This window comes from Phyllobacterium pellucidum (assembly GCF_013327855.1).
GTDB lineage: Bacteria > Pseudomonadota > Alphaproteobacteria > Rhizobiales > Rhizobiaceae > Phyllobacterium > Phyllobacterium pellucidum.
In genome coordinates, this window is record NZ_JABUMX010000002.1 from 134396 (window position 1) to 156921 (window position 22526).

The window sequence follows — 22526 nt, forward strand, 5'->3', positions numbered from 1 at the left end:
CGGAGCGATGCCGAAGGGAATCGTCGGTGAGAAAATAGTTCGGTTCTGGCGCTGGAATGGCGACGGTGATGCACCGCAGTTTACTCACTGGACCAATCGTGGAACCATCAAAATCAGAGCGAAAACACCTGGCATCTCTAGCGAGGTCTTATTTAATGGCCTCCTGCTCGGAATAGACGATATCCTGCCGATAATTCCGGCTGAAAATCTCCATCGAGGCAACTACGACAAAGACGCGGGATTCAAGATCAGCGAGATTGTTCCGGCGGCTTTGGATGAATGGAATGATCTGGGAGGCTAAAATATTCGTCCAGAAGATATCGCAGACGCATAAGGCCTTCGTAACCTATCTGAATCCGCTGATGTTCACCGCCTACCTGAATAAGCAACGCGCCAGAAATGGTAATTCCGCTAGGATAGGCGCCTTCTATTGATCTAGCGTCCATCAAGGTTTTTCCTTCCTGTTGTGAATATCGAACGCTGATTGCGCACGCGTGTTTGATAGTTCTGAACCCTTTTCACTTAACCTTCCTTTCTATCTCTTCTCTCCTTCAGGGGATTTCTCAGGAACGATTAGGCTTTAAGGAAACGGCGTAGTAATCCCTTGGAGCCGGAATAATCCGACCCAAGGAAACTACACGTCTTCAGGACTCGATTGAGTATTCTGAGGTATCCGTGCATCCCCGCCAAGCCATATGTCGGCCCGTCCCACCTGCGGATCATGGTCGGCTTTTATTGGCTGGTGAGCCTCATGCGCCGGGACCGATCTCCCGTTGTCGTCGCGCCTTCCCTTCAACCTGATTGCCGGTTGACCGCTTGAGTCCCTTGCCTTCGACGCTGCCATGGACCGGCAAACCACTCCCCTACTGCACCTGCGTTACAGACTTGTCCGCTTCGCCGTGAGGCCGTCCCTTTCAGGATAGGCATTCCATGGAGACCACCAAAAAGCACTCGGTGATTTGCCATGGCATAAACCCGGTCGCGACAGCGCGTCAAACAAAAAATAGGAAACTTCCCACTTTTACGTTGACGAGTAGGAAATCTCCCACTATTGTAACTCCATGAAACGAACTTCATGGGGCATTACGATGAACACCTTCGACCCATTCACACTCACCGATCTGGCGCTGCAATCAGCGGGCGCCGTCGTTCTCGTCATCCTCTGCGAACTGGCCAAGCGCCAGATCAATCGCACCGTCTCGCGCCGGAGGATCGCACGATGAACAGTTCCTACCGCCAAAGCATCATCCAAGAAGTCAAAGCGCTTCCGCGCAACAAGTTTCAGCGCATTTCTCACGCCGACTTTGATCGCATCAATGGTCGTATCAATGCCGACTACAAAGCCGGTCGCATCGAGTTCCACGATTTCGCGAACTGCTACGCCGTCATCGGTCAGGCAGTGAACGGGTTTGCCAACGGGAGGTGGAATTGAACATGAGCGCGCACCCCGCCAACAGCGTCTTTCACGCACTCACCAATGTTGTGAAGAGCGTCCGATCAGTCACCGTTGAGGACATCTGCTCCGACATGCCAATGGGCCGCCACGTCAAGAAGGCGTTGGAGTTTGGCTACAACATTCCACCCGAGACCGAGATCAACCACGCCATTCGCTGGCTGGACCGGCTAATTCAAAGCCAGGTGTCGCTCCGGCAGGCAAAGAGCTGGGCATACGACAGCAACCGACTGATCGGCTTGGTCCAGAACAAGCGGTCCCTAGAAGAGGCGCTGGAGCGCCGGCAGGCAGCGTGATGGGCGAAGATGATCCTGACACCGACTGGTGGGAAGTCGATGACCCCATCGAGGTCGAAGAATTCGACGACGATTTCAACAACGATATCACCGAGGAGGCAGTTTGATGCTCAGTTTTTCAATCGCATGTGTCGGCCTTGCCGGTCTGACAGCAATCGTCCTCGCCAACATCGGAACATTGGTCAAGACCTACGACCAGATCATGAATGAGGTCGACCAATGAGCTGTAGACCCCTCAACGAACGGGAATTGCCAGACGACTACCCTGTTTATGGTGATTACCTGTACGTCGCTGACGGCAAGGTAATTCGGTCTGATGTGTTTGGCACGGTACGCGACTTACGGCGCGACACGGGTGCCAAGGTAATCACAAGCTGTGACATCTACGGTCGTGAAGCGCTCGCCAAGGCAGGTGCGCTATGAGCCCGATCTCCCTCATCGAACTCGAACACATCCGCCTGATGCAGGCACGCAAGCACAGAATGCGTGTCCGCCTCGTCGAGTGGTTCAGCATCGGCGTGATCGCCCTGTTCGGCGTGATCCAAGTGATCAATTTCATAGCGAGCGTCTGGCTATGAGCACTGAACGGATCATCGATACCGACGCCTTTGTCCAGATCGGGCAGCCCGCCAACGCGGTCGTTGCCGAGGTCGCCAAGAAAATCAACAAACCATACGAGGGAGCTGCAGCCATGAGCGCGCCAGCCGTAATCGACAATCAGAATGTAACTTCGACGACTCCGATCCGAGGTTCGATGACACCGATGGACATGCTCAACCATGCCGTCGAGACCGGTGCGAACATCGAGACCCTGACCAAGCTCATGGACCTTCAGGACCGGTGGGAAAAGAACCAGGCGCGAAAGGCCTTTGAAGCCGCCATGTCTGCTGCCAAGGCTGAGATCCCCGAAATCAAGAAAAGCCGCAAGGTTGATTTCACGTCAGGCAAAGGCCGCACCAACTACCAGTACGAAGACTTGGCGGGCATCATGAGCGCCGTCGCGCCGGTTTTGTCCAAGCATGGTCTTCATGTTCGGTACCGCACCGCGGCCGAACCCAACATGCCGATCTCGGTGACGTGCATCATTTCGCACAGCATGGGCCACAGCGAGGAGAACACGCTGACGGCCGGCCGCGATGACAGCGGCAACAAGAACAGCATCCAGGCAATCGGTTCAACGGTCACATACTTGCAGCGGTACACACTCAAGGCTGTGCTTGGTTTGGCAGCGGCCGCAGACGATGACGGCAGTACCGCAGATCAGACGACCGACGAAGCGAAGCCAATAACCGAGGCGCAAGCGTCGGTAATCCGCGAACTGATCGAACAGGGCGAGCTCGAGACGCCGACCTTCTGCGATCATTGGAAGGTTGAAGCCGTCACCGACATCCCCATGGACAAGTTCAACGAGGTGGTCGGTTCCCTGCGGCGCCGTGTGGCTTGGCTCAAACAGCAGAAGTCGGAGAGCGCGGCATGATCGAGATCATCGACTGCGACCAGAATTCGCCGGAATGGTATCAGGCGCGTTGTGGCATCCCGACCGCTTCCAACTTCGCCACCATAATGGCGAAGGGCGAAGGCAAGGTCCGTCGAACCTACTTGCTTAAGCTGGCGGGCGAAATCCTGACCGGCGAACCATCTGAAGGCTACACCAACGCCCACATGGAGCGCGGCCACGAGATGGAGCCGGAAGCGCGTTCACAGTACGCGTTCCTGACTGGTGCGGAGCTCACCCAGGTTGGGTTTGTTCGCAACGGCGCCAAAGGGGCGAGCCCCGATAGCCTGATTGGAAATAACGGTGTTGGCGAGTTCAAAACAAAACTCCCGCACTTGCTCATTGAGGTCTTGCTGAAAGATCAGTTTCCACCCGAGCATCGCGCTCAGTGCCAAGGCGCGCTTTGGGTCTGCGAGCGTGAGTGGGTCGATATCGCCTGCTACTGGCCGAAGCTTCCGCTGTTCGTTAAGCGCGCCTACCGGGATGACGTCTACATCAAGCAAATCGCCGACGAGGTCGATCGCTTCAACGCCGATCTGGCCGATACAGTCGAACTCGTGCGCCGCTACGGCATGCTGGAGGCAGCATGACCACCCGCCGGCAGCTAGTGATCAACACGCCAGCCGATCGGGAAATGGTTGCGGCATGGGCGCGCAACGTCGAATACGGAACCATTGTCGAGTTCCGCAAGAAGACGCGCAGCGCCGAGCAGAATGCCAAGCTTCACGCCATGCTGGGCGAAGTGGCGGAGCAAGTCGTCTGGTACGGCCGCAAGCTCGATATCGACGACTGGAAGAATATGTTCACCGCGTCATTGCGGCATGCCGACGTCATACCTGGCATCGACAAGGGAACCATCGTTCCGCTGGGCATGAAGACTTCGACCATGACCGTGGAGGAAATGGGAAATCTGATCGAACTCATTTATGCGTTCGGTTCCGATCCGGAACATCCTGTCCAGTTCAAAGAGCCACAAGAATCGGACGTACCCCATGCGTCCGATGATGGAAGCGAAGCCGACCTCCTCCCCGGCGAAGCTTCCAATACTGAGCCCGGCGGTTCTTCGGAAACCTCCTCCCCCGATCAACCGTCGGGCTCAAACTTTCTCACCGACGAGGACAAACGAAATCTCGGCGAATTCATCGTCCGATTGAATGCCGCTGTCGGCGCCGACCCCGATGTGGTCCGCATGGCGCGCAACAGCTTTGCAGCTGAACAACGCCCCTTGAGCAAGCTGGCTAAGGAAAAAGCCGAGACAATCACAGGGCATTTCCGCGATGCGTGCGGCAAGTCTGATGAGGTGCGACAGGCTGCCCTCGCCTTCACATGCGCTTTAGCTCAGATCGATGAGCAAGATTTGGCGGTGCAGCCGTGACCGAGATCACCAACAAAGACAAAGCCGAGTGCGCCGAGCGCGAGGTGAAACAACGCCAGCGTGTCTATTCCCGATGGGTTGCTGATGGCCGGATGGCGCAAGCCTTCGCCGACCGGCAGATCGCCGTGATGCAAGCCATCGCCCAGGAGTATCGCGCCAAGGCTGACGCCGACGATCAGGCAGGGAGGTTGCTCTGATGGCCCGCCAGGTCGACGAGTGGATCGGCAAGACCGATGACACGAAGGCCCCGCCCCGCGTGCGCCAGCGCATTTATGACCGGGACAAAGGCGTCTGCCATCTCTGCAAACTGCAGATCAAGCCGGGCGAGACGTGGCAAGCCGATCACGTCGTAGCCCTGATCAATGGCGGCAAGAATGCGGAGAGCAATCTCGCGCCGGCGCATTCTCATTGCCACCTCGGCAAGACCGCGCTGGACGTCAAGGAGAAGTCCAAGGTCGCCAAAGTGCGCGCGAAGCATACCGGCGTCACTCGGCCGAAGGGTTCGGTCAAATCCGCCGGTTTCGCGAAGGTCGTCAGGGCCAAGCCGGCTCCCACCAAATCCCTCCCGCCTCGCCGTTTATTCGAAAGGATCGAACCATGATGTACGGGCAACGCTTCAAAGGTTGGCTTGCCGATTTCACTGTTATTGCCGGGCCGTTCGTTGTCGTCGGCCTTGTCTTGCTGGCTGTTTTTGTAAGGTGCGTCGGATGAGCGTGTACGTCGACGACATGGCCGCTCCGTTTGGCAATATGATCATGTGCCACATGTGGGCTGATACCGACGAAGAACTGCTTGCGATGGCTGACAAGATCGGCGTGCATCGAAAGTGGATACAAGGCCATCCCACACTGTCTTTCGGTAAGCATCGCGGCGCGAGCTGGGTTCACTTCGACATTGCCCAGAGCAAACGCGCCCTGGCGGTTCGTAACGGAGCGATCGAGACGGATCGATATGGCCCGCTTGAACACACAGCACGTCTCTGTCTCGCGAAGGGCAAAGAAACGGGCAATCAGACGTTGGTAGACTATGGTAAAAAGCGGCTCGAAATGGTGAGGATGTCGAGGGCATCCGCGCCTCGCTCCACCGGGAGTCTGGCAAATGATTGACCTGCGCCACGAACCCATGAGCCCGACATTCGACAAGTGGCACGTTGGAGGCACACCCTTTCCCGCGGTCTTTCACCGCTTTACCGAGCCGGACTTGGGTGATCCCCACGATCACCCTTTTGCTTTCCGCTCGATCATCCTCCACGGCGGTTATATTGAGGAGGTCTACCACCCCGAGCGTGGCTTGATCGATGTCATTGCGCGGCCGCCGGGCGACAGTTTCCGGATCGAAGCCACCCACATCCACCGGATTGTTTCGCTACCTGGCGGTGAATGCTGGACGCTGATGCTGCCTGAGCGTCAGCTGCGCACGTCGTGCTTTTGGCAGTTCCGCGATGATGGTGCGTACTTTCGGAAATGGCACGACGAAGAGTGGACGCCGTACGACCGTGAGACGGTGGATAGCGGGGAGAACCCGCGTGGCTAAGGTTGACATCATTCGCAATGTGCCGCGCCTTGGTCTCAGCAGGACCGAGGTTGCGCTTGCGATCGGTGTTGCGCCGAATACGGTGGATGAAATGGTCCGGGAAGGAATGCTCCCTCGCCCGCGACGTTGGCACACCCGCAAGTTTTGGCGCATCGCTGAGTTGGAAGCGGCAATGGCGGAGTGGCCTGTAGATGGGGAACAGGAGGTCGACGTATCGAATTGGAGAGCGTCGGCGTGAGCGACGTGGCCGCAATCGATCTACCCTATATCGAAACCAACCGGAGTCGTCACGGCAAGGAGCGGTTCTATTTCCGCGTCGACAAGAAGCGCATTGCAAGGCTGCCAGACAACCCGCACAGCGAGGAATTCGCAACCAAGTACTGGGAGGCCAGAAACGCCTACGAAGCCTCTGGCGCGGCTCCTACGAAGGATAGCACTACGCTTCCTCTTGTGGCGCAGGCAGGCACGTTTCAATTTCTTTGTGCCAACTATCTCGCCAGTCAGTCATTCCGCAAACTCGACTCCACCACCCAGGCAAAGCGTCGATCGATCATCGACAGTATGCTCTCCGAGCCGCTGAGTGCGAAGGACAGGCGTCTATTCGCACATCTTCCACTTGCAGCCCTCGACGTCGCCAATCTCGAGGTCTTGCGCGACCGGAAGCGGGATACGCCCTTCGCGGCCGACGAGCGTTTGAAAATCCTTCGCCAGATATTCGAAGCCGGCAAAGCCGCCAAGCCCTCGCCCTTGGTGCGACAGAACACTGCAAAACTGGTCGAACCATTTCGCGTGAAAACCGACGGTCATGAGACCATGCGCAACGAGGACATCGCAAAATACATCGAGCATCACGGCCAGCAGTCAAAGGCCGTGCTCGGGCTTGCCATCCTGATGTACACGGGAATGCGGGTTTCTGACCTTGCGACTATCGGACCCCAGCACCGCCGCGGTGACACCTTGATTTTCAGGGTGTTTAAGAATCGCAACAAGAGCCCGACGACGCTGGAAATACCGATCCACCCTATTCTCGATGCTGTTATGGCTCTGCACCCGCAAAAGCGCATGACATACATGGTCACCGAGTACGGCAAGCCCTTCACGATCAAGGGATTGGGCAATCGTGTGTCGGATTGGTTCACGCAAGCTGGGCTTCCCCACCTGACCGCCCACAGCGTCCGCAAGGGTCTTGCCACGAACATGGCCGAGAACGAAGCCACCGACCTGATGCTGGAGGGAATGTTCGGGTGGAAGGACGCCAAGACGTCGAAAATCTATACCCGGAATGCGCAGCGCGCGCGCCTGGCGAGACAGGCCGTTTCGAAGATCGATTGGGGTGAAATGGGGAACATAGTGCCACACCCTGAAGGTGGGGTGGTGTCCCAGAGTGCCACACCTGAGAAAAAGATTAGCTAAATCAAGTGCTTGTAGTGGTGCCCAGAAGGGTTGGAGGCCTCGCCCGGAATCGAACCGGGATACAAGGATTTGCAGTCCTCTGCGTAACCACTCCGCCACGAGGCCTCAACTGCAATCGAAGCACGGAATAACCCGTTGAAACTCCGGTGCTGTTCTCTATGAGACCGAAATCGCTCCGTCAAGCCATTCCGAAGAAATTCCTCGTCCCATTCCGAACGGGCGTTCTCGCATCGTTCCTGATTGGTTAATTTCTGTTCTACGCTGCATCTTCCGCGGTATGAAGCCCCCAATACAGGCCGCCGGCCCCGGGATGCTCTAGGTATTTCAGTGTTGTCTCGCTGTCCGGTCTGCCGAGTCTTAGAAACGCTGGCAGATCCTCCCTAAGCATCCCACAAGATTGTCGCACACATCCGTACCGGGGTCGCCGTATGTGGTGGGTATGGATTCGAAGATTACCGCGAACCAAGTCTTTCTCGGCAGCACTTGCTCCCAATATGGAGAAAAGCTTGGCCATAGGCCCTTTATGCCCCGCTGGGAAATTGTCTGGACTGATCTGCCAGTCGCAAAACTGGGCCCCTTTTTGCGCTTGCAAGTTCTGAAATAGCAACGCGTGCATTCTGCAAATGAAATGAAAAAAGGTAAACGACGTAAGCCGCCTCGCCACACCTCAAAACGAACAGTCATTAGCGCGATGTGCCTCGTCACGACTTTTGGGTATGTCGTCAGCATCGCTCGCATCAAGAGAACCGCGACCCCGATCAACGCGATTTCTGGAACGTCAATTATCACGGGGGCGATTTGACTAAATACCCAACTTTATGCGGAAGGCATCACGTGCCAGAGCCGTCTTTCTTGTTCGCGGCATTCCCCTTCCAACGGCGTCCGAGCTTTACCTCCAGCTGACGCCGCTTACGCCGCACCAGAGCAGAATCATGCGACAGGACGACGAGGCCGAGCGGAATCATCCAGAACCCGAGAACCGGGAGAAACCCCAATGTACCGCCAGCGACAAGCGCACCGCCGAGCGTGCGACGCATTGCCACCGATTGCGGCATGGGTACGTGGCGGCCGAGAATCCGCATATGCCGGCGCTTGACCCGGGCCTTGTGCGTCTCTTCGCCGTGTTCCTTGTTGTCTTCCGGGCGGTCAGTCAAAACTTTTCTCATCAATCTGGACGTATTACGACCGGATGTAAGAAGCCGGGCCGGCCATGTCATCCTTCTGTTATGCACATTTGCGGAAAAAAAATCGAAATGGTCCTTTGCAAAAGCGAAACCCTTTTGCTATAGGCCACATCGCTGATGACTGAGTAGCTGTTCCCCGGTAGCTCAGCGGTAGAGCAACCGGCTGTTAACCGGTTGGTCGCTGGTTCGAATCCGGCCCGGGGAGCCACTTCCAAGCACAATCCCAGACTTTTATTGCAGTTTTTTGAAGGCCGACAAGCTTCGGACTTACGTGTCGGCCCATATTCATGAGTTTACCGGCCTGCGGCATCGGCGTTCACTCATTTATGGTCTGGAACCGCACCGCGCCATTGCTCAGAAACACTGCCTTGTCGAATAAGGCGAGATCGAGCGGATTGGGCAATCGAATATCTCGCAGATCGGGACAGGGTTTCAACGATGGATCGTATGACCGGTCGATCTGTGAAATGAAGACGATGATCAGCCCTCGTTGCCGTGCAAACCCTCGCAGCGCTTGCACCTGTGTCGTAAGATCCGGTCTGTCGCGCTTTTGATCGAGAATCTGCAGATAATCGATGACGGCCAATGTCCCATTTGGAGCCAGTGTCAGTCGCTCGATGATGTAATCGGCGCAAATGGCATTGGAGTGGTCCAGCTCGAAACTTTGATCAAATTGCGTGGGATTGACTCCGATAGCGCGCAAGCGATCGACGACGTCCCTTGCCGTATATTCGAGCGTAAAGAACGCGCTGCGACGACCTGCCTTCATCGCTTGAACGGCCAGCCTGAGACCCATAAGCGTCTTGCCTTGCCCGGGGCGCGCACCGATCAATACGAGGTCGCCCGGATCCAGTCGGCAAAACAACTCGCTGGCCGGCAATCCTGCAGGCGCTGTGGCTGCGAGCAGGCTCCAGCGCGTAAACCCTTCCCTCGCCGCGATCTGATCGAGCGCCTTGTACAGGGGAATGCCAAGTTCGCGCGCGAGGTTTTTGGCCTGACGCTTCAAATGAAAAACTGGTGCCGACAATCTCATTCAAATAACCTCCTATTGCGAGCAAATGCTGCAGTCCCTCCTTATGCGTCGTGCTCGAACAGTCGGTTTCAAAAATGTTCACCCTGCATGAATGATGCTTTCCCGAATGGAGGGGGGAGGCATGGGCTTTGCCGTACCGATTCCTAGCCGATTCTGCGTGGCAGCGGCAAGCCGTGCGGGGTGAACAATGCACCCTTGCGATGCGGCGGCTCGTATGCTCGAATTATGATCGTCGCCTTTCGATGATCCTTATACCGAGCTGCCCATGTCGTTTCGACCGCCACAAAACACTTCATCCGGTCTCGATCGCGGAGCGCCGCCGAGCGCGATCGACATGGAAATCATCGCTGAAATGGCAGCGGCGCTGGGCCGCGCGGGACAGAAAGTCGAACAGGCGCTGGAGCAACTGAACGCGGCCTCGGATACTGAACGCGCGGCGCGCCTGAAGGCAGCGGCGAAAGCAGTGCACGCCTATTTCATCCAGCGCGAACTTTGCGGGCTGCGCAGACATGACGACGCGATAAACCACTATGGTATCCCGCGCGCGGTGCTGGTGCGGCTGGGCGCCGACTGAGCTTCATAGACCAGCAAATACGCGTGGCGCTGCGGCCTGTTGAACTTTGCCGGCCTTGCCGCGTTTTGGAGGCTGCGGAGCGTACTTCCAACACCGGCTTCGCTTGAACCGGCTTCATTTCGCCGGGATTTGTTCTAGTCTCGAGCGAAATGTTCAAGGGAAAGCGCGAATGGCATATGAGATCTTGACGCCGGCCGAAATGAGCGAGGCCGACCGGCTCACCATCGCTGCCGGACCGGGAGACGGGTACACGCTGATGCTCCGTGCCGGCGAAGGCATCGCAAACTATCTCCTTGCTCATCACGGCGATGCACCAGCGTTTCACGTTCTCTGTGGGCCTGGCAATAATGGCGGCGACGGTTACGTGATCTCCCGCGCACTCAACGACAACGGCGCCAGCGCCTTCGTATGGTCGAACGGCGCGCCCAAGGCCGGCACCGATGCCGCCCGCGCACTTGCGGACTGCCCGCTACGTCCGCGTTCAATCGAAGGCTTCGCGCCCCAGCCCGGCTCTGTCGTCGTCGATGCCTTGTTTGGCGCCGGGCTGGACCGGCCGGTCACCGGCAAGGATGCCGAGGCAATCGAGCGCGCCAACCAGGAGCCGGTGCGCAGGATTGCCGTCGATGTGCCTTCGGGGCTCGACGGCGCCACCGGCCTGCCGCTCGGCACTGTCTTCCAGGCCGATAGCACGATCACGTTCTTCAGAAAGAAGCCGGCGCATTTGCTCTATCCGGGCCGGGCGCTGTGCGGCGATCTTATCGTCCACGATATTGGCATCAGGGATGAGGTGCTCGCCGCGATCGCGTCACGCTGCTTCGAGAACGCGCCCGGCTTGTGGCGGGACCAACTCCCCTCGCCTGATGTCGACACCCACAAGTATCGTCGCGGCCATGCCGCCGTATTCTCGGGCGGCGCCACGGCAACGGGAGCGGCTCGGCTTTCAGCCATGGCTGCCGCCCGCAGCGGCGCGGGGGCGGTCACGGTCCTCTCTCCAGGTGAGGCACTTGCGGCCAACGCAGCGCATCTGACGTCGATCATGCTTAGCCGGTGCGACCACGGACAGGACCTTGCCGACTTTATCGAAGCGCGCCAGCCAACCGCCTTCGTTATCGGGCCCGGCTTCGGTATTGGCGAAAAGACGCGCACCCTTGCGCTTGACCTCCTTGACAAGGCGTCCGGACACTTCGTCTTTGATGCCGATACGATCACATCGTTCAAGGACAAGCCGGATATGCTGTTAGCCGCGACCCGGCGCCTGCCGGAAGTGCGCCTGGTACTTACGCCGCATGAAGGCGAATTCAAGCGCCTCTTCCCTGATCTCGATGCGGAGGCCATGCCCTCAAAGCTGGAGCGGGCACGCGCTGCAGCTGCGCGCGCCAACGCGATCATTATCTATAAGGGCGCCGATACCGTCATTGCAGCGCCAGACGGGCGCGCCGTCATCAACAGCAACGGCACGCCCCTTTTGGCGACCGCAGGGTCGGGCGATGTGCTTGCGGGGCTCAACGCAGGACTGATGGCGCAGGGCATGGCGCCGTTTGCGGCGGCCTGCGCGGCGGTTCATATCCACGGCGCGGCGGCCCATGCACTTGGCTTGGGGCTGATTGCCGAAGATCTGCCACGGGCAGCCGGAAGCGTTTTGGCCTCCCTGATGGAAACCGCAGAGGAGAGCAAATAACCGAGCCCGAGGCGCCGATCCCGGTGCGCCTGACAGGAATGCCACGCCACTCAAGGCGTCAATTATGGAGTTACAGTATGAAACCTTCGCTGCTGCTGACAGCCCCTCTCCTCCTCGCCGCTTTGACCGGTTGCGCGGGGATCGACTACGCAAAATCCAACTATGGCGGCCTGCCGCAGCAACAATTTACGGCGAGCAACGGCCAGTCATTCCAGATCATCGACAATCCGCAGCGCAACCGCTTGATGATTGGACCGGGTGGCGGCGGTGGAGCGACGCAAGGCTTCGTCAAAGGCCTTGCGGGCGGCGTAGCCGGCGGTCTGGTGGCGACGCCACCGGTAGTCTACCGCGACGCCGCCGAACAGTTCCTGCGCAGCACCGGGCGAAACTGTACGGCTCAGGACGTGACCGCGATCATGGATCCGCGCTATGAAGTTCGCTACACCTGCATGGGCGGGCGAACCAACCAGGATCGATTGTTGGGACCGGCCCAATAGTTCGATAGCCGCATTAACCCGGTCTTTACCTTGATCGTTCACCTTGTTCCCGAGCGCGAAAAGGTGTTGCGTACGCGCTTCCCGTTTTAATCGATGCACGTCATCATTCTGTCGTAATAACAGGGTAGTGAACGTTCTCAAGCGAACAGCTTATCTTCGTCTTTGACCACGGATGTACTGGCACTGATGTAGAGGTAAGTTTAGGAAGGTCGGGTCGCTCCCGGCCTTTTGCTTTTGTGGATTTGCGTCGAATATTTGGATTACGTGAACCGAGTTCGTTGGCGGCCCAGCGCCAGGCCGCTAGCCGTATCTCGTCGCAACGGCGAGGTATTCCGGAACCCGCCACCGCGTCACAGCTTGAGGGCGGCTTGCCGCGTCCTGCCCGCTTCGCTTTAATCTCACCGCAGCGCCAAAAACGCGCGTCAAGCTCATCGCTCTCTGCCGTTTCGCCTCAATCTTCCTGCCGCGCCGAAACCCGCGTCGAGTTCATCGCCCGCTGCTGCCAGCAGCTGGACTAAACGTTTTCTCCTCGCGACGGCGAGGTCATCCCGAAGCGGCTCAAGTCAGCAGCCGGATGGCGGCTTGCCGCGTCAAGCTCATCGCTCTCTGCCGTTTCGCCTCAATCTTCCTGCCGCGCCGAAACCCGCGTCAAGCTCATCGCCCGCTGCTGCCAGCAGCTAGAATTCGATCGTCACCAGCACCGTGTCGGAATACTTTCCAGCCGGCTTTTTGTTTAGCGGTTCATTGATTCTGCCGTACACGGGGACCTTTATTGGAAAGCCGGTGCCGGTCCCCTTTTCAGGGTCAGTTTCTCGCCACGGTACGCCGGCGGAAGCATCCTTATAAAGTTCATAGCCGACAGAGGTCTCCATCTCGCCTGCCATGTACATTTTACGGACCTTCGGACTTCTCGACTTACCATTGTCGACCGTGATCGTGTAGTTGGCTTCGGGCGAGCACCGGACGTTCAGCGCGGTCGAGGCCCGCATATTTTTCCAATCCGTGACAGGCGTGACAACACCGAAATCGAGATCACCCATGACGTTCAGCTTGCAGCTCGGCTTGATTTCGACGCTAAGTGGACGCGTCGTCGCCATACGAATCATTTGTGGGGGTACTGATGCCGAGCACGAGGGATTAGACCCCTTGCTCAACACGCCATACCAGACATCGACTTGGAGATCTGTTTTATAGATACCTGCCTTGACCCAACGACCAGGTGGAATTTTCACCGTCCAATAATCGAACATGTATTCAATTGTACCCTTCGTGCCCGGCACGTCGTAGCGGTAGGTGTCGTAGCCGCCCTTGGCGGTGGACTGGCCGTGGGTCAAGACTTCGAACGCGAGTTTGTGACCGTTTTCGGATCTCAGGGTCTGGTCGTCGGTATCAGCCAGGGTGATGCATGCATAAAAAATCGAACCGACATTCGCCCCTGTCACATTGCAGGAGATACTTACCGGGGGAAAGGTCACAATGGCCGCCTCGCCGCTCATGGCCTCGAGTTCTATTGTATCCATCCGATTTGTGCACGTCGCGGATGCGTTGGCTGCAGCCGGAACCACCCACATTCCCAGGAGGAAAAAGAGGCAAACCAATAGCATTTTCATAAAACAGGTCTCCTCGGACTGCTTCCTTTGCCCTCCAGACGACGGCGCTTTATTGGCATCGAACACCTCCGATATGCACCTGTTGCCCTGGTGTCGGACGGTATTCAAACTCTGCCGCGCACACTGCCCCATCCGCCATATGAATGGACGCAGCGTTATTGGCCTTGAGCCCCTTGATGAAAGCCTGTCCGTCATAACCGACGACAAAGGCATCTTCTGCTCCGTTGAGACTGCCGGCCAACCCGGCTTCCAGCGGCTCGCCCGCCGCGTCGACGAAGGAAATGACAGCCGCTTCGGGGTCTTCCTTGACGCCGAAATCGACGACGACCCCGCTTTGCTGCGCCGGCACGACGATAGTGCGCGTCGAATCGATCGCAGCATCGACCGGAAGATTGGTCGTATCGATATCGATACGGTTTTCTTCGTAGGAATTCAGGTTTGGAACTATGATGCGGCCGGACTTGTTCGTGCGTCCGATCACCCGATTGTCCGAGCGAACCTCGACGTCCGGCGCGCCAACCTTGACCACGGCAAAGGCATCGTCGAGACGATTGGTGGCGAAAACTCCGCCGCCCGCGACAGCGATCGCACCATCAACCCAAAGATTGCCCTGTGCGGTATCGTCGTACTGATTCACCTGACCTTCGATTCGCGCATATTTCGATCGATAACTTGCCGATGCCGACCGATTTGCCGCCTCGCCCTCGCGGTCCCTGAGGCTCCAGCCGTAGCTGCCCTCTTGCTGCGTCTCCTGTTTCGTCAGGGCCGTCGTTACCGCCAGCCCGTCAGGAGATTGCTCGAGGCCCGTGTTGAGACCGATGCCATTGTCGAACGGGATCGACAGGCCGGCGAAAATACCGAAACTGTCGCTGTCGTTCAGGTCGGTGAAGGCCGAAGCATAGAAAGAAGTGCTTTTGAACATCGCTTGGCTGTAGGAAATCCCGGCAATACTGCTTTTCTCGCCCGTATCAGTCTCGATATGCGTGAAGGACAAGTTGAGGCTTGCCCGTTCGATCGGCGTCGGAACGCTTAAGGAAGCCTGGATGGTCCGGCGCGGTACGCGCGGGCTGTAGATTTGCGTGTAACCGGTAAATATGTAGCCGTTGCTGCTTAAATCGACGCCGTCATCGGCTGAGATCGAAGCAATGTCGTCATAGCTTCCAAAGGTCTGCTGGACGCTGCCATAAAGCCCGTATGAACCAATATCGAATTGCAGCCCACCATTGAGGAGCATGCCTGTGCCATCCTCGTACTGGCTACCGGCAGCCGCCAAGGAAAGCGCACCAAAGCTTCCTACCGAAAACACAGCGCCGGCGCCACCATTGATCAGACCCGCTCCGCCCTCGACATGGGATTGGAGCGTAAGTCTGTCCGTGGCGCCGTAGCGCGCCGTCGCGCTTCCGACCGGATCGCCGAAATAGTCGTTCGATTCGGTACCGAAGTTACGCCGGGGAAAACCCCCTTCGACCGAGAAGTCGACGAGACCTTGTTTCAGCATGTCGACGGTGCTGTAGAATGGCAGAGATGTCCGGGTTTCACGTCCAAGCGTGTCACGCACCACGACCTGCGCGTCGCCATTTCCCGTATATGCCGGAAGGTTGGTCAGACTGAAGGGGCCTGCGGGTACGTCCATCGAAAACGTCTTGGCGTTGCGCGTGTAGACTTCGAGTGTCGATGGAACGGCCGCCGAGCCGGTGAACCCCGGCATGGGCAAAGTCACCAGATCCGAACGCAGGCGGAAGTTTCGCGACACCTGCATGCCACCGAGATAGACGGGGCGTGTCCACGAAAGACCGCCCGACACGAAGTCGCCAACCTTGTAGGTGACGAGGCGGTTCTGGTCCGAATAACTCCAGAGCGTATTTAGGCGCTCGACGCCGCCAAGCTCGCCATCGGACAGGCTGGCGGTAAAAGACTGGCTGAGCGTGCCGTAGCGACTGAATATGCGCCCGTCAAAGCCGCCGGAGACGCCGCGAAACGCATCGAACGAACCATCGAGCATGTTGTCGGTGCTCGAGAACAACGAATAGTTGAGGACAGCTCCCGTACTCGCCGTCGCAGGCTGCCGCTTTTCTGTCGGATTGACGTCGATGACTTTTGGCAAACGCGCAGAATCCGCCGCCTCGATGTAAACCATCTGCGTCTCGCTCACGACGTGATAGGAAACGCCGATGAGTTCGTTCAGATTGACTAAATCGTCCGGCCTCGTGCCGTTCGGCGGACGCAAGCCAAGTTCCTTGAGTTCTTTGGCCCTGGCACTGAGATGGCCGTCCCGCGCCTGCTCGAAAGCGCCGAGCAAACCGGTGGAAACGTCGTTGATAAAGACTTCGAGTTGCAGTTCCTGGGTCGCTTGCGATTGCAGGATTCCCGGTTGCAGACCGGTTGCAGCAGGGATGACCGGCGTCGCCCCTTGCGTCGACTGCTGAGCAGAGGCAATGGCATCAAATACAAGTGTTCCGGCTATCGCAAAGCTAGTTACGTATAGGAACCGTCGCATCGATTGCGCCCCTATCGCTTTGAGCCCGGATCTGCAAGTTGCCCTGCAGCGGACCCTTCACCAGCCCCAACGCGAAGTCGGCGGTAGACCCGCCCTGCACGTAGCCGACAAGGCCCGACTTGCTGGCAACCACGCGGCCGCCCGAGAGAATCTTAAGATCGGAGATGCGTGCGGTGATATCGCCGGCATTGGAGCCAGTCACGACCAGGCCCCTAAGGGTCTGTTTCGCGCTCCAGCTTAGCTTGGCGTCAAGCGCATCCTTGTTGTGAAAAAAGACGGGAACCGAGAAACGCAGCGAAAAACCAACCGTACCGGCCTTGGCTTTCCTCGGGTCGGGAATCTCGTCGATCAGGATACGGTAGCGCTCTTCGCCGATGACGGGCGCTTTGCTGACCCGAACAACGCGAAGGACGTATTGCCCCCCTGCGGGCACTTTAGCGGCCGGAGGACTGGCAACCACGTCCGGTGTCGGGTCAAGCTTCTCGACACCGTTGACGGTCGACCAGCGGAACACCCGGACCTGAATATTGACCGGCTCATCGTCGCCGTTGGTCAGCGTAAGCTTGCTTGCGACCTGCGGGGAAGAAATATCGAGCTTTATGGGCATGACCGTCAGCGACGACGCCGCGGCCCATGTTGACATCGACAACCACAGACAAACGACGCTGATCAAAGAAAAGAATGGCAGCTTATACCGCAACATCAATAAAAATAACCTACAAATGTAATGTATTAAATGCGTTGTATTAAACGCGTTCTTCAGTAATCTGAAATACTGCAGCGACTGAGATATAGACCGAACAGAACGATGCGAGCAGGAAGAGAATTTCCCCTGCCCGCTTACGAGATTAGTAGGTCAGAACGATCTGTACCGTATCGGTATAGACGCCTACCGGTTTGCTGGTTATGTCGCTCTTCTTGACCACACCATAGATCGTCACTTCCTGCGGCGTATCATTGGTCAGGTTGTTGATAGTGAGCGGACCACCGGACCCGGTGCCGGCAAGACCCCAGGCATCACCGTAGTAGCCATTCTTGTAGAGCGAATAAGGAACCTTGTTGGTGCCGCTCTGCACATTGCGCTGGTTTCCGTCCGCGTGGAGACCGTAGCCAAGCCCGAGCGTCGGAGCAACGGCAGCAGGGCCCGTTGCCGGCTTGTAGCCACTGCAGGATACGCTGACGCGAGCAGAACGCTGAATGTCGTTTGTCGGCGTTCCGGCAACCTGGCCGAAATCGAGCGTCGCGCCCTCGAGCAGATTTGCGGTACAACCGGATTGGATTTCAAGCCGAACATTGAGTTCCGAAGTCTGGCTGGCAGCAAGCGCCGAGCCGGTCGACGAAGTGGCTGCGACCACGAACAGGGCAGCAGCGAGGCGTAGTGTTTTAGTGCTCATTGGTGGTGTCCTCAAATCAGATTCGTATGAAAAATTTTGACCCCTATTAATTGGGGTAGTTAAATTACCGTTTACGTGAGTACGGCAATAGTTTTGTCACAATTTTATTTGAAGCGACTAAAATTAAGAAATTAACGACAAACCGGGTGAATATATTAGTTCAGATGATCAGTTCACAGCTTTATTGCAAAATATTATGATACTTTAGTCTAATATCAACAACAACAAATCGCGTTTTATTTCATTTGTACTATTGAGATGATCTATTCGAACGTAAGCCAACGTTCATATGTCGGCTAAGAGACGTTCGAATGACGTCAATTGCCGTCGAATACTTGCGGCCCATCGCCTTTATGCTCAAAGGCGCCAATCCCTTGCTAGCGCGAGTTGATATTGGCGCTTTCGAAACACGAGTAGCTTGCGAACTACATTCACACGCGCCATCACTCGCTTGCGTTTTAGAACCACTGGATGCAACTTAAACGTTTGATAACATGGGCCAACCAATAGTCCGCCAATTGGAAGATCGACGGCATGAAGCAAACATCTATCGCCACCCCCGATGCCAAGTGGCTCACGCCTGAAAACGTCGGCATATTGCTGAAGGGGCTCCCTCTCAAGGCTCAGGCTGCACTTCGCGCCGCGGTTCATCTGCCCCGCGGAACGCTGGCGATCACAACCCCCAATGGTCAATTGTTCAAGGTTGGCGGCCGGCAGGCCGGGCCAAATGCGTCGGTCATTCTTCACAATTGGAACCTGCCGGGCCGCGCCTTCTCGGGCGGTACGATAGGCCTTGCCGAGTCCTATATGGACGGCGATTGGGAGAGCCCCGATGTCGCGACCTTCCTCGAACTCTTCGTCGTCAATGAAGAGGTCGGCGAAAACCTTGCCGGCGGCTCGAATTTTATGCTCAACACGGTGCAGCGGCTACGGCACTGGCTCAATGACAATACCCGCAGCCGTTCGCGCAAGAATATCTCGGCGCATTACGACCTCGGCAACGCCTTCTATCGCGAATGGCTCGATCCGACGATGACCTATTCGTCGGCCCTGTTTGCGGAAAACGCCACCGACCTCGAAAGCGCCCAGAACGCCAAGTATCGCGCCCTCGCCCGCAATATCGGCATTACCCCCGGCAGCAGGGTGCTGGAAATCGGCTGCGGCTGGGGCGGATTCGCCGAATTTGCCGCGCGTGAGATCGGCGCGCATGTGACCGGGCTCACGATCAGCCGCGAACAATACGACTATGCGCGCCAGCGCATCGAACGCGCAAAGCTATCCGGTAAGGTCGACATCAAGTTCCAGGATTACCGCGACGAGACCGGAAAATACGACCATGTCGCCTCGATCGAGATGTTCGAGGCGGTGGGCGAAAAATATTGGCCGGTATTCTTCGGCAAGGTGAAGGACTGTTTGAAGCCGGGCGGCAGCGCCGGCCTGCAGATCATCACCATCAACGACAAATCGTTCGATCGCTACCGCAAGCGGCCGGATTTCATCCAGCGCTATGTTTTTCCGGGCGGCATGTTGCCGACGCCGGAAAGGCTGAAACGGCTCGGCAAGGATTTTGGTCTCGACCTTTACCGCGAGCATGTGTTCCCGCAGGACTATGCGCGAACGCTCGCTGAATGGCGCCAGCGCTTCTGGGACTCGTGGGACCGTCTGCGTCACCTTGGATTCGACGGCCGTTTCAAAAAGCTCTGGGAGTTCTACCTGTTCTATTGCGAGGCCGGCTTCCGCTCCGAATACATCGACGTGCGCCAGGTCTTCTATAAGTCATGACTGAGAGCGGCCTGGATAAGGCGTTCGAGCGCATCTGGAACGTGGCGAGTGGGCTTGGATTGCCCGAACTCGTTGAGAGCACCACGCATGGAACACCTTCCCTGAAAGTAAAGACGTCGTTCATCGGTCGGCTCAAGGATGCCGACACCTTCGCCATCCACTGTCCGCTCGAGGAAAAGCCGCTCCTTATGGAGAGTGTCCCTGAAATCTACTTCGAAACCGACCACTATAAAGGCTGGCCCTATATCCTGATGCGTCTCGGCCGTATTTCGGATGCGGAACTTGGCCATCGAATCAAATTGGCCTGGCATGCCAAGGCGCCTGCCAAGCTCCGTAAAGCTGTAGAAGCAAAGCCTTAGCGCTCGCCTGTCATTTCGATCAGCGCGGTCTCGACCCCGAGCCCGGTCCGGTCCGCGACTTCGCGCAGCGCAAAGGACGAATTTATTTTCGTTACATGCGGCATCGCCGAAAGCCAGAATTTGTGGATACGCTCGTAGTCCTCGAGATCTTTCGCGGCGATCCGCAGCAGATAGTCATATTCGCCCGACATCAGATAGCAGACAAGAACATTGGGGCAGCGTTTCACCGCCGTTTCGAACTCCCGCAATTGCTTGTCGGCCTGCCCGGACAGCGAAATATTGACGATGACGATGACCGGATGCCCGAGCATCTTGTTGGAGAGCCGTGCGTGATAGCCGCGGATGACGCCGGATTTCTCCAGAAGGTCGAGCCGGCGCGAGCAGGCCGATTGCGACAGGCCGACCTTCTCCGCCAGCGTCGCATTCGACATGCGTCCATCCTTCTGCAAGCTGTCGAGAATCGCGATATCGATCCTGTCCAATGTCATTCTTCGCGCTTTCCGCTTTCAATTGCCGATCTTGCGCAAGAATATTCGAAATTTTGCCTTCCGTCGAGCCGTCTTGGCAAGGACATGCGACAGGATTCGTGATGAAATATTTGCCTCAAAAGGGAACTCAAAAATACTTACAGGAGGCGTTATGCGCGTTGGCTGCCCGAAGGAAATCAAAAACCATGAATATCGCGTCGGTCTCACTCCGGGGGCCGTACGCGAATACATCGCTCATGGCCACACGGTCATCGTCCAGTCCGGAGCTGGCATTGGAATAGGCGCCGACGACGGGGCCTACCAGGCGGCAGGCGCGAAGATCGCCAAGACTGCCGAAGAAGTCTTTCAGCAATCCGACATGATCGTGAAAGTGAAAGAGCCGCAGCCCTCCGAATGGGCGCAGCTGCGCGAGGGTCAGCTTCTCTACACATATTTGCATCTCGCTCCCGATCCGGAACAGACCAAGGGTCTCCTCGCATCCGGTGTGACGGCGATAGCCTATGAGACCGTTACGGATGATCGCGGCGGCCTGCCGCTGCTCGCGCCAATGTCGGAGGTCGCTGGCCGTCTTGCGATACAGGCGGGTGCAACGGCCCTGCAGAAGGCCAATGGCGGCCGCGGCGTTCTTCTCGGCGGCGTGCCGGGGGTTCTTCCGGGCAAAGTAACGATCATCGGCGGCGGCGTCGTCGGCATCAACGCGGCCATGATGGCGACCGGTCTTGGCGCTGATGTCACGATCCTCGACCGCTCCATTCCGCGCCTGCGCCAGCTGGACGACCTTTTCCGCGGCCGTATCCACACGCGCTATTCGACTATCGAAGCCCTCGACGAGGAGGTCTTCTCGGCGGATATCGTCGTCGGCGCCGTGCTTATTCCGGGCGCGGCAGCGCCGAAGCTCGTCACCCGCGAAATGCTGTCAGGCATGAAAAAGGGTGCTGTCATTGTCGACGTCGCCATCGACCAGGGCGGCTGCTTCGAGACATCGCATGCGACCACCCATTCCGAACCGACCTATGAAGTCGACGGGATCATCCACTATTGCGTCGCCAACATGCCGGGCGCTGTGCCGGTAACTTCAGCCCATGCGCTGAACAATGCGACACTGCAATATGGCCTGCAGTTGGCCGACCGTGGCGTCAAGGCGCTGGTCGACAACCCGCATCTGCGCAATGGCCTCAACGTCCACAAGGGGCGGATCACCAACCAGGCCGTTGCCGAAGCGCTGGGCCTGGAGATGGTCGAAGCCAAGGCCGCCATCGCCGCCTGACGCATCGCTGCAACATTATCAAGGAGCCCGGACCTGTGTCCGGGCTTTTTTCATGGCAGCTCGATCCGGCACTGGAAACAATTGTTGCGCGCCGAGCGTATATGCACATAGGCGACATCGTCTCGCGCCAGCAATTCCGCGGCGCGGTTGGCAATTGCCTCGGTTCGGATTACCCCGCCCGTTCCATAGACGATACGGTCCTGGCAGGAATAGCCGCGCAAGATGTAGTCGCTGGTCTCGCGAAACATCGCCGGCATCTCCTCTGTTTCCGGGTACCGCTCGCATGGATCAGCATGGAGAAAGATCGGCCCTGTTTCCGCGTAAGGTTGCGGCGCTGGAAACGGTCGATGCGACAGGATCAGATATTTGTCGCCTGCCGCAATGTTCTGCAGGCAATGGCGGCACGGCATGCCATCGCCGTCAGATAGGTAGGTTTCGGGTGTCTGGCCATTGGCGTCGGCTCCGCCCTGCTGGTAGTGGCGAGCGAGCGTGGTGGACATGGCAATATAGCGGATCGTGTTCATCGGTGTCTCCTTTGTTGGAGCAAGAAGACACCGAACGAGGGAGCCGAGCCACCCGATTCATGCGGATGTTGACC

Annotated in this window: 29 protein-coding genes and 2 tRNA genes; 22 read left to right on the forward strand and 9 right to left on the reverse strand. The window is 57.6% G+C overall.

Annotated elements, in window-relative coordinates; translation table 11 throughout:
• Nucleotides 1-7 precede the first annotated feature (7 nt).
• From HQ945_RS08550 to HQ945_RS23115, 15 genes are all read left to right on the forward strand, one after another.
• Complete coding sequence (locus HQ945_RS08550) at nt 8-301, forward strand: hypothetical protein (protein WP_174207960.1); 294 nt, start codon at nt 8-10, stop codon at nt 299-301.
• 787 nt (nt 302-1088) lie between these two features.
• Nucleotides 1089-1223, forward strand: a complete 135-nt coding sequence (locus HQ945_RS23025; RefSeq protein WP_281358729.1) for a hypothetical protein — start codon at nt 1089-1091, stop codon at nt 1221-1223.
• A complete protein-coding gene (locus HQ945_RS08555; protein WP_174207961.1) occupies nt 1220-1432 on the forward strand; it encodes a hypothetical protein in 213 nt (70 codons plus the stop codon). The genes HQ945_RS23025 and HQ945_RS08555 overlap by 4 nt, the downstream gene beginning before the upstream one ends.
• A 2-nt stretch (nt 1433-1434) precedes the next feature.
• Nucleotides 1435-1749 (forward strand): hypothetical protein, encoded by a 315-nt coding sequence (locus tag HQ945_RS08560; protein ID WP_174207962.1) that lies wholly within the window; start codon nt 1435-1437, stop codon nt 1747-1749.
• A 219-nt stretch (nt 1750-1968) separates the two neighbouring features.
• Complete coding sequence (locus HQ945_RS08565) at nt 1969-2172, forward strand: hypothetical protein (RefSeq protein WP_174207963.1); 204 nt, start codon at nt 1969-1971, stop codon at nt 2170-2172.
• Nucleotides 2169-2327, forward strand: a complete 159-nt coding sequence (locus tag HQ945_RS08570; RefSeq protein ID WP_174207964.1) for a hypothetical protein — start codon at nt 2169-2171, stop codon at nt 2325-2327. The genes HQ945_RS08565 and HQ945_RS08570 overlap by 4 nt, the downstream gene beginning before the upstream one ends.
• On the forward strand, nt 2324-3226 hold the full coding sequence (locus tag HQ945_RS08575) for an ERF family protein (protein WP_174207965.1): 903 nt from the start codon (nt 2324-2326) through the stop codon (nt 3224-3226). Before HQ945_RS08570 ends, HQ945_RS08575 begins: the two co-directional genes overlap by 4 nt.
• Entirely contained in the window at nt 3223-3834 is a 612-nt protein-coding gene (locus HQ945_RS08580; RefSeq protein ID WP_174207966.1) for a lambda exonuclease family protein, read from the forward strand. Before HQ945_RS08575 ends, HQ945_RS08580 begins: the two co-directional genes overlap by 4 nt.
• Nucleotides 3831-4619, forward strand: a complete 789-nt coding sequence (locus HQ945_RS08585) for a recombination protein NinB (RefSeq protein ID WP_207719707.1) — start codon at nt 3831-3833, stop codon at nt 4617-4619. The genes HQ945_RS08580 and HQ945_RS08585 overlap by 4 nt, the downstream gene beginning before the upstream one ends.
• Complete coding sequence (locus tag HQ945_RS08590) at nt 4616-4816, forward strand: hypothetical protein (protein WP_246272621.1); 201 nt, start codon at nt 4616-4618, stop codon at nt 4814-4816. The genes HQ945_RS08585 and HQ945_RS08590 overlap by 4 nt, the downstream gene beginning before the upstream one ends.
• Nucleotides 4816-5220 carry an HNH endonuclease gene (locus tag HQ945_RS08595; protein WP_174207967.1) on the forward strand — a complete coding sequence of 135 codons (405 nt, stop codon included), beginning with the start codon at nt 4816-4818 and terminating at the stop codon, nt 5218-5220. The genes HQ945_RS08590 and HQ945_RS08595 overlap by 1 nt, the downstream gene beginning before the upstream one ends.
• Nucleotides 5221-5326: 106 nt before the next feature.
• Complete coding sequence (locus HQ945_RS08600) at nt 5327-5725, forward strand: DUF4031 domain-containing protein (RefSeq protein ID WP_174207968.1); 399 nt, start codon at nt 5327-5329, stop codon at nt 5723-5725.
• Entirely contained in the window at nt 5718-6152 is a 435-nt protein-coding gene (locus HQ945_RS08605; protein WP_174207969.1) for a hypothetical protein, read from the forward strand. The genes HQ945_RS08600 and HQ945_RS08605 overlap by 8 nt, the downstream gene beginning before the upstream one ends.
• Nucleotides 6145-6390 carry a hypothetical protein gene (locus HQ945_RS08610; RefSeq protein ID WP_174207970.1) on the forward strand — a complete coding sequence of 82 codons (246 nt, stop codon included), beginning with the start codon at nt 6145-6147 and terminating at the stop codon, nt 6388-6390. The genes HQ945_RS08605 and HQ945_RS08610 overlap by 8 nt, the downstream gene beginning before the upstream one ends.
• Nucleotides 6387-7565, forward strand: coding sequence for a tyrosine-type recombinase/integrase (locus HQ945_RS23115; RefSeq protein ID WP_174207971.1), 1179 nt, complete (start codon nt 6387-6389; stop codon nt 7563-7565). Before HQ945_RS08610 ends, HQ945_RS23115 begins: the two co-directional genes overlap by 4 nt.
• A 31-nt stretch (nt 7566-7596) precedes the next feature.
• On the opposite strand, the gene HQ945_RS08620 is transcribed toward HQ945_RS23115, so the two are convergent.
• Nucleotides 7597-7670, reverse strand: a tRNA-Cys gene (locus tag HQ945_RS08620).
• 725 nt (nt 7671-8395) lie between these two features.
• On the reverse strand, nt 8396-8647 hold the full coding sequence (locus tag HQ945_RS08625; RefSeq protein ID WP_036814496.1) for a hypothetical protein: 252 nt from the start codon (nt 8645-8647) through the stop codon (nt 8396-8398).
• 235 nt (nt 8648-8882) lie between these two features.
• Between HQ945_RS08625 and HQ945_RS08630 the strand changes: the two genes are divergently transcribed.
• Nucleotides 8883-8957: transfer RNA gene (locus tag HQ945_RS08630), tRNA-Asn, on the forward strand.
• A gap of 108 nt (nt 8958-9065) precedes the next feature.
• On the opposite strand, the gene HQ945_RS08635 is transcribed toward HQ945_RS08630, so the two are convergent.
• Nucleotides 9066-9782 (reverse strand): DNA helicase, encoded by a 717-nt coding sequence (locus tag HQ945_RS08635; RefSeq protein WP_113280698.1) that lies wholly within the window; start codon nt 9780-9782, stop codon nt 9066-9068.
• A gap of 265 nt (nt 9783-10047) precedes the next feature.
• On the opposite strand from HQ945_RS08635, the gene HQ945_RS08640 reads away from it, so the two are divergent.
• The 3 genes from HQ945_RS08640 (at nt 10048) to HQ945_RS08650 (ending at nt 12531) form a co-directional block, all read left to right on the forward strand.
• Nucleotides 10048-10356 (forward strand): DUF6665 family protein, encoded by a 309-nt coding sequence (locus HQ945_RS08640; protein ID WP_113280697.1) that lies wholly within the window; start codon nt 10048-10050, stop codon nt 10354-10356.
• A gap of 169 nt (nt 10357-10525) precedes the next feature.
• Nucleotides 10526-12034 carry an NAD(P)H-hydrate dehydratase gene (locus HQ945_RS08645; RefSeq protein ID WP_113280696.1) on the forward strand — a complete coding sequence of 503 codons (1509 nt, stop codon included), beginning with the start codon at nt 10526-10528 and terminating at the stop codon, nt 12032-12034.
• Nucleotides 12035-12111: 77 nt separating this feature from the next.
• Complete coding sequence (locus HQ945_RS08650) at nt 12112-12531, forward strand: hypothetical protein (RefSeq protein WP_091945815.1); 420 nt, start codon at nt 12112-12114, stop codon at nt 12529-12531.
• 677 nt (nt 12532-13208) lie between these two features.
• Here HQ945_RS08650 and HQ945_RS08655 read toward each other — a convergent pair.
• From HQ945_RS08655 to HQ945_RS08670, 4 genes are all read right to left on the reverse strand, one after another.
• The gene (locus HQ945_RS08655) at nt 13209-14141 is read right to left on the reverse strand and encodes a Csu type fimbrial protein (RefSeq protein WP_162737185.1); all 933 of its coding nucleotides are present in this window, start codon (nt 14139-14141) and stop codon (nt 13209-13211) included.
• 49 nt (nt 14142-14190) lie between these two features.
• Complete coding sequence (locus HQ945_RS08660; protein WP_113280694.1) at nt 14191-16638, reverse strand: fimbria/pilus outer membrane usher protein; 2448 nt, start codon at nt 16636-16638, stop codon at nt 14191-14193.
• The gene (locus tag HQ945_RS08665) at nt 16613-17281 is read right to left on the reverse strand and encodes a fimbrial biogenesis chaperone (protein ID WP_162737184.1); all 669 of its coding nucleotides are present in this window, start codon (nt 17279-17281) and stop codon (nt 16613-16615) included. The genes HQ945_RS08660 and HQ945_RS08665 overlap by 26 nt, the downstream gene beginning before the upstream one ends.
• 205 nt (nt 17282-17486) lie before the next feature.
• Complete coding sequence (locus HQ945_RS08670) at nt 17487-18032, reverse strand: Csu type fimbrial protein (RefSeq protein WP_113280692.1); 546 nt, start codon at nt 18030-18032, stop codon at nt 17487-17489.
• Nucleotides 18033-18566: 534 nt separating this feature from the next.
• On the opposite strand from HQ945_RS08670, the gene HQ945_RS08675 reads away from it, so the two are divergent.
• Both HQ945_RS08675 and HQ945_RS08680 read left to right on the forward strand, forming a co-directional pair.
• Nucleotides 18567-19814, forward strand: coding sequence for an SAM-dependent methyltransferase (locus HQ945_RS08675; protein ID WP_113280691.1), 1248 nt, complete (start codon nt 18567-18569; stop codon nt 19812-19814).
• Entirely contained in the window at nt 19811-20173 is a 363-nt protein-coding gene (locus tag HQ945_RS08680; protein WP_174207972.1) for an MmcQ/YjbR family DNA-binding protein, read from the forward strand. Before HQ945_RS08675 ends, HQ945_RS08680 begins: the two co-directional genes overlap by 4 nt.
• Here HQ945_RS08680 and HQ945_RS08685 read toward each other — a convergent pair.
• A complete protein-coding gene (locus HQ945_RS08685) occupies nt 20170-20661 on the reverse strand; it encodes an Lrp/AsnC family transcriptional regulator (RefSeq protein ID WP_027231533.1) in 492 nt (163 codons plus the stop codon). The two genes, HQ945_RS08680 and HQ945_RS08685, sit on opposite strands and share 4 nt — an antisense overlap.
• Before the next feature lie 151 nt (nt 20662-20812).
• Between HQ945_RS08685 and ald the strand changes: the two genes are divergently transcribed.
• Complete coding sequence (ald, locus tag HQ945_RS08690; RefSeq protein ID WP_027231534.1) at nt 20813-21928, forward strand: alanine dehydrogenase; 1116 nt, start codon at nt 20813-20815, stop codon at nt 21926-21928.
• Between the two features lie 50 nt (nt 21929-21978).
• Here ald and HQ945_RS08695 read toward each other — a convergent pair whose 3' ends face one another.
• A complete protein-coding gene (locus HQ945_RS08695) occupies nt 21979-22452 on the reverse strand; it encodes a DUF1203 domain-containing protein (RefSeq protein ID WP_174207973.1) in 474 nt (157 codons plus the stop codon).
• Nucleotides 22453-22526 lie beyond the last annotated feature (74 nt).